Consider the following 6,294-nt stretch of genomic DNA (forward strand, 5'->3'; position numbering starts at 1 on the left):
AGGTCGGCGTCGGCCGCGCCGACCGGCGGGAACGTGTTTCCCGCCGGGGACCCGCTTCCCGCCGGGAACGCGGTTTCCGGCGAGGAGCCACTTCCCGTCGGGGCCTCGCCGCCCGCCGACGCGCGCCGGACCCGGGCCCGCGCGGCCGCGTACACCTCGTCGCGGTAGCCGAGGCGGTCGACGAGCCCCGCGTCGAGGGCGACGGTACCGGCCAGCGGGCCGAGGTCGATCAGCCGGCGGACGCGGTCGGCCGGCATCCGGCGGCCCTCGGCGATGCCCGCCACCACCTGCTCCGAGCTGGACTCGATGATGCGGCTCACCGCCTCCAGGTGGGCCGGCGTGAAGTCCCGCTCCACGAGCGTGTTGACCGCGTTCTTGTATTCGTAGCGCTGGCCGATCTCGACCGCGACGCCGAGCCGGTCCAGCGCGCCGCGCAGGAACGGCGTCTCCATCCCCAGGCCGGTCAGCCCGCAGTCCCCGGACGGGGCCAGCCAGATCTCGTCGAACGCGCAGGCGAGGTAGTACGGGCCCGTGCCGCCGCCGAACTCGCCGAACGTGTCCGCGTAGGCGATGGCGGTGCCGCCGGCAGCCCGGAAGCCGCTGATCGCCGCCCGGATCTCCTGGAGGCGGGCCAGCGGCGTCCCGGCGGCGCCGATGTGCGCGACCACCACCGACACCCGCGGGTCATCGGTGGCGTGGCGCAGGGCCTCGACCAGATCGCGCAGCGTGGTGCGCCGGTGGGCGAGGGCGAGGGTGACCGGGTCGCTGGGAACGCCTTCGAGCGGATCGACCGTCAGATCGAGTTCCAGGACGATCGGAGCCGTCCGCCGCGCCGCGATCTGGCGGACGTCGGCCAGCGCCTTACGTGGGGTGGCAGCCATGGTCAGAGGCTAGTACTACCGACCGTCCCAGTTCCTCGCTCGTGTCAACCTCACGGTCGTCCCGCCGTCACCCATCCGGCGTAACACGGTCACCCGGGCCGGCCGGGGCGACCCAGAGTTCCCGCCAGCGCGCACCGGGCAGCACTCCCGGGGCGGCGCCGTCCACTCGGGCCGCACGCTCGGCCGCGGCCAACCGGTCGCGGAAACGGCGCGCCGACGTGCGCAGAGCCAGCTCCGGATCGACCCGGACCGCACGCGCGAGCGCGACGGCGGCGACGAGCAGGTCACCGACAACGTCGTCCGCGGCCACGCCCGGCCGGCCGAGTGCCGCGAGGGCGTCGGCCGCGATCGCCGCGACCCGCTCGCCGGCCTCGGCTACCCCGCCCGTCCCCGCCACGTCGCCAGTCCCCGCCACCTCACCGGCCGCCGCCATGTCACCGGCCGCCGCAACGTCACTGGCGCCCGCCAGGGCACCGGCTTGAGCCAGCGCGTCGCCCGTCTCATCGGTGCCGCCCGCGAGCGCGAGGTCCGCTGGCACGCCGATCCCGCTGGCGCGCTTGAGCAGCTTGGCCGCGAGCGTCAGCGCCGGCTGGGACAGCGCCACTCCCTCCGTCACCGAGGCGCGGCCCTTCTCCACCGCCTTGATCGCCTCCCAGTTGACGGCGACGTTCGCCGCCCCGTCGACGACCACGTCGGCGAACACGTGCGGATGCCGTCGGATCAACTTCGCGACCAGTCCCGCCGCCACGTCGTCGACATCCCAGCCGTCGCCCGCGCGCTCGGCGGCGATCCGAGCATGGAAGAGCACCTGCATGAGCACGTCGCCGAGTTCCTCGCGCAACTCGGCGAGGTCGCCGTCCTCGATCGCCTGGTACGCCTCGTAGGTCTCCTCGATCAGGTAGGGGGCGAGGGACTCGTGGGTCTGCTCGGCGTCCCATGGGCAGCCGCCCGGGGAGCGCAGCCGGTCCATCACGGCAACGGCGTCCAGCAGGATCGACCCGGGCAGCTCCGCCGTGCCGGCGAGGGTGTCCACCACGACGCCGACGGCGGGAGGCGCGGCCGCGCCGGCGTCGGCCGGCGAACGGGGCCGAACGAGACGGTCGAGCAGCCGGTCAAGCGGCGTCGGCGCGGACGGGTCCGGCAGCCAGGCGACCTCGGTCGCTGCCGGATCGGGCAGGACGTCCCGCAGGAAGGCAGCAAGATCGACCTCGGCCAGATCCCCCGCGGCCGGGTGGCCGGCTACGACGACGACGGATGCCCCGGCGGCACGCAGGGCGGCGAGCTGCGGGTGGGCCGGGGCGGCAGTCAGCACGGGCACCCGGCGCAGCAGGTCCCATGCCGGCGCGGTGAGGACGCCCGGCGCGACCCGCGGGCTGGTGACGACCACGGTGATCCGCAGCAGCATGACCTCATCCACTCGCTTCGGCTGGTCGGAGACGGGCCTGGACGGCCAGGACTGGGCGGATCAAGGACTGGGCGGTCAGGACTGGGCGGTCAGGTCCACCGTGGGGGTGGGCGCGGGCCGGCTGGCGATCGACCCGTCCGCGGCGATCACGGCGAACTGGCCGGTGTTCCAGGTGCCGAACCGCGGGTTGATCGAGATCGGGTCCTTCTTCTCGGCCTGCGCGAGGACCGGCCGCAGCTTCACCGAGCGCTCCTGACTGACGATGAAACGGGCCAGGTACGGCTTCGCCTGGGCGTAGGTGAGCGGTATCCGGCCGACCTGGTCGACGATGCTGTTGTACTGCTCCCGGGTCTCCGCCTCGGTGGCGAGCAGGTGCGGGCTGACCCGGTCGCTCAGCGCCGACTCCAGCGCGCCGGAGCGCACGATCAGGGAAACGTCGCGCGGTGCGAATCCCGCAGCGGCCGCCCGCCGTTCGAACGCCGGCACGCTGCCGAACTGGAGAACGGCGTACGCCTGGTAGTAGGAGGCGATGGCGCCGGAGCTCAGCGTGACGCCGCGCCGGTCGGCCTCGCCGGCGAGAAGGTGGAGCTGCACGAGGGTGGTCAGCGTGCGGCGTTGGAGGTCGAGGCGGTTGAGGGGGGCCGTCGCGGTCTGCCCGGTCTGCGCGGCCGGGACGCCGTCGGCGGCCGCGAGCCCGCGATCGACGATGCCGCGCAGCTGCGCGGTCTCGATGGACTGCGATCCGACCTGAGCGGCGGCCCCGGCGTGCGTCGTGCAGGCCGTCCCGGCGGTCCCGACGAGGACGGCGAGCCCGACACCGGCGAGGAGACGGGAGAACTTCACGACTCCAGACGCTATCCGCTCCCCTGTGGCGAAGCACACCTCACCCGCCAGACACCCGCCGAATTCTCCGTCCGGGCGCCGGTCGGATTCGCCCCGGCCACCGTCGAGCCAAGCGGCCACCACGCAGCCAGGGACCGTCATCCAGCCAAGCGGCCACCATCCAGTCAAGCGACCGCCCCCCAGCCAGCCGACCGCCATCTGGCCAAGCGATGGCCATCTGGCCAGGTGACCGCCATCTGGCCGAGCGAACCGCGGCTCAGCCAGCGGCTGCCGCGGCGACCGAGTCGCCGGCGACGGCGGCCAGGAGCTGACCGGCCCACGCGAGCAGCGCCTGGTCGCGCAGCGGCCGGGAGCCGATGCGGCCGGTCTCCGTCGGCGCCGGCACCAGCACGATCCGGACCGCGGGCTTGACCACCGCCCCCTTGTACAGGCGGGTCAGCCGCAGGGTCTGGCTCTCCCGCAGCTCCAGCGGCGCGAACCGAATCTGGCGGCCGGCCCCGGTGATCTCGGTGACGCCGAAGCGGCGCGCGAGCACCCGCAGGCCGGCGACGGCGAGCAGGTTCTCCACCGGCTCGGGCACCGGGCCGAACCGGTCCACCAGCTCCCCGCGCACCTCGTCGATGTCGGCGTCGGTGACGGCGCCGGCGAGGCGGCGGTAGGCGTCCAGGCGCAGCCGCTCGCTGGGCACGTAGTCGTGCGGCAGGCTCGCGTCGACGGGGAGCTCGACCTTGACCTCGGGCGGTTCCTCGACCTTGTCCTGGCGGTACTCGGCGACCGCCTCGCCGACCATCCGCACGTACATGTCGAAGCCGACCGAGGCGATGTGCCCGGACTGCTCCCCGCCGAGCAGGTTGCCGGCGCCGCGGATCTCCAGGTCCTTCATGGCCACGGCCATGCCGGCGCCGAGGTCGTTGTGCTGGGCGATGGTGGCGAGCCGATCGTGGGCGGTCTCGGTCAGCGGCTTGTCCGGCGGGTACAGGAAGTACGCGTACGCGCGGTCGCGGCCCCGGCCGACCCGGCCGCGCAACTGGTGGAGCTGGGACAGGCCGAACACGTCGGCCCGTTCGACGACGAGGGTGTTGGCGTTGGAGATGTCCAGCCCCGACTCGACGATCGTCGTGCAGACCAGGACGTCGAACTTCTTCTCCCAGAAGGAGACCATCACCTGCTCGAGGGCGTCCTCGTTCATCTGGCCGTGCGCGGTGGCGATCCGCGCCTCGGGGACCAGCTCGCGCAGCCGGGCCGCGGCCCGGTCGATCGACTCCACCCGGTTGTGGATGAAGAAGACCTGCCCCTCCCGCAGCAGCTCCCGGCGGATCGCGGCGGCGACCTGCCGGGTGTCGTAGGGGGCGACGGAGGTCAGCACCGGGTGGCGCTCCTCCGGCGGGGTGTCGATGGTCGACAGCTCCCGGATGCCGGTGATCGACATTTCCAGGGTGCGCGGGATCGGGGTGGCGCTCATCGTGAGCACGTCCACCGCCGTGCGCATCTTCTTGAGCTGCTCCTTGTGCTCGACGCCGAAGCGCTGCTCCTCGTCGACGATCACGAGCCCCAGATCCTTGAACCGGTTCTCCCCCGACAGCAGCCGGTGCGTGCCGATGACGACGTCGACGGTCCCGTCGGCGAGGCCCTCCTGGGCCGCCTTCTGCTCGCCGGCCGAGTTGAACCGGCTCATCGCCTTCACGATGACGGGGAACGCCGCATACCGCTCGGAGAACGTCTGGAAGTGCTGCTGGACCAGCAGGGTCGTCGGAACCAGCACGGCGACCTGCTTGCCGTCCTGGACAGCCTTGAACGCCGCTCGCACGGCGATCTCCGTCTTGCCGTAGCCGACGTCGCCGCAGATCACCCGGTCCATCGGGACGGGCTTCTCCATGTCGGCCTTGACCTCGTCGATCGCGGCCAACTGGTCGGGCGTCTCGCGGAAGGGGAAGGCGTCCTCCAGCTCGCGCTGCCACGGGTTGTCCGGGGCGAAGGCGTGCCCGGGGGCGGCCATCCGAGCGCTGTAGAGCCGGATCAGCTCCCCGGCGATCTCCTTGACCGCCTTGCGGGCCCGGCTCTTGCGCTTGGCCCAGTCGGCGCCGCCGATGCGGTCCAGGCTCGGCGCGTCGCCGCCGACGTAGCGGGTGATCTGTTCGAGCTGGTCGGTGGGGACGTAGAGCCGGTCGCCCCGGGCGTACTCCAGCAGCAGGTACTCGCGCTTCGCCCCGGCGACGGTGCGGGTCACCATCTCGATGTAGCGACCGACGCCGTGCGCGTCGTGGACGACCATGTCGCCGGGTACCAGCGCGAGCGGGTCGATGCCCTTGCGCCGGCGGCTGGGCATCCGCCGCATGTCCTTGGTGGTGACCCCGCGGGCGCCGGCGATGTCGCTCTCGGTGAGAACCGCGAGGCGCAACGTGTCACTGGTGAAGCCGGTGACGAGCTGCCCGCGAGTCACCACGGCGACCCCGGCGGCGAGCTCGGCGTCCTCGGCGTAGCGGGCGCCGAGGTCGGCCTCCCGCAACATCTCCACCAGGCGCTGGGCCGGCCCGTGCCCCTCGGTCACCAGCAGCACGCGCCACGACTCGGCCAGCCAGCCCTTGACGTCGGCGATGACGGCGGCGGTGTCGCCGTGGTAGAGCGGCGCCGGCCGCAGGCTCGCGACCACCGTGTCGTCACCCTCGGCGACGAGCCCACCGGCCGCACCCGCCACCGCGTCGGGCCGGTCGGGGCCGGTGGTCTCGGGGCCGACCGGGGCCGAGGTGAAGGGACTGACCGACCACCAGGGCAGCCCGAGTACCCCGGCGCGCTCGCGGACATCCGCGAGCGAGCGGTAGGCCGCGGCGCCGAGGTCGATCGGCGCGCCGCCGCCGAGCGCCGCGACACTCCAGGACGCCTCCAGGAACTCCTGGCTCGTGCGCACCAGCTCGCTGGCCCGTGAGCGGACCCGCTCCGGGTCGCAGACCAGGACGTGGGTGCCCGCGGGCAGCTCGTCGAGCAGCAGCGACATCCCGTCGACGAGGACCGGGGCCAGCGCCTCCATGCCCTCCACCGGAATGCCGCCGGCAATCTTGTCGAGCATGTCCACGATCTGCGGGTAGCGGGTGGCGAGCTCGGCGGCCCGGGCGCGGACGTCCGCGGTGAGCAGCAGCTCGCGGCACGGCGGCGCGAACAGCCCGCGCC

The 6,294-nt window shown here is 73.5% G+C and carries 4 protein-coding genes; all 4 read right to left on the minus strand.

Going from position 1 to position 6,294, the window contains the following annotated elements; genetic code table 11:
• Positions 1 to 881 (minus strand): S49 family peptidase (locus ND748_RS22390; RefSeq protein WP_251747936.1); only part of this gene is annotated, 881 nt, incomplete at its 3' end.
• Positions 882 to 948: 67 nt separating this feature from the next.
• A complete protein-coding gene (locus ND748_RS22395; RefSeq protein ID WP_251747937.1) occupies positions 949 to 2,286 on the minus strand; it encodes a nucleoside triphosphate pyrophosphohydrolase in 1,338 nt (445 codons plus the stop codon).
• A 75-nt stretch (positions 2,287 to 2,361) separates the two neighbouring features.
• Positions 2,362 to 3,129 (minus strand): SurA N-terminal domain-containing protein, encoded by a 768-nt coding sequence (locus ND748_RS22400; RefSeq protein ID WP_251747938.1) that lies wholly within the window; start codon positions 3,127 to 3,129, stop codon positions 2,362 to 2,364.
• A gap of 256 nt (positions 3,130 to 3,385) precedes the next feature.
• On the minus strand, positions 3,386 to 6,294 hold a 2,909-nt coding region (mfd, locus tag ND748_RS22405), incomplete at its 5' end, for a transcription-repair coupling factor (protein WP_251747939.1).

It is taken from the genome of Frankia sp. AiPs1 (assembly GCF_023716945.1).
Taxonomy (GTDB): Bacteria; Actinomycetota; Actinomycetes; order Frankiales; family Frankiaceae; genus Frankia.

What these genes read in the sequence shown, in the direction of transcription:
- ND748_RS22395 (WP_251747937.1), bottom strand. Translation starts at nt 2,286, where the DNA reads ATGCTGCTGCGGATCACCGTGGTCGTCACCAGCCCGCGGGTCGCGCCG.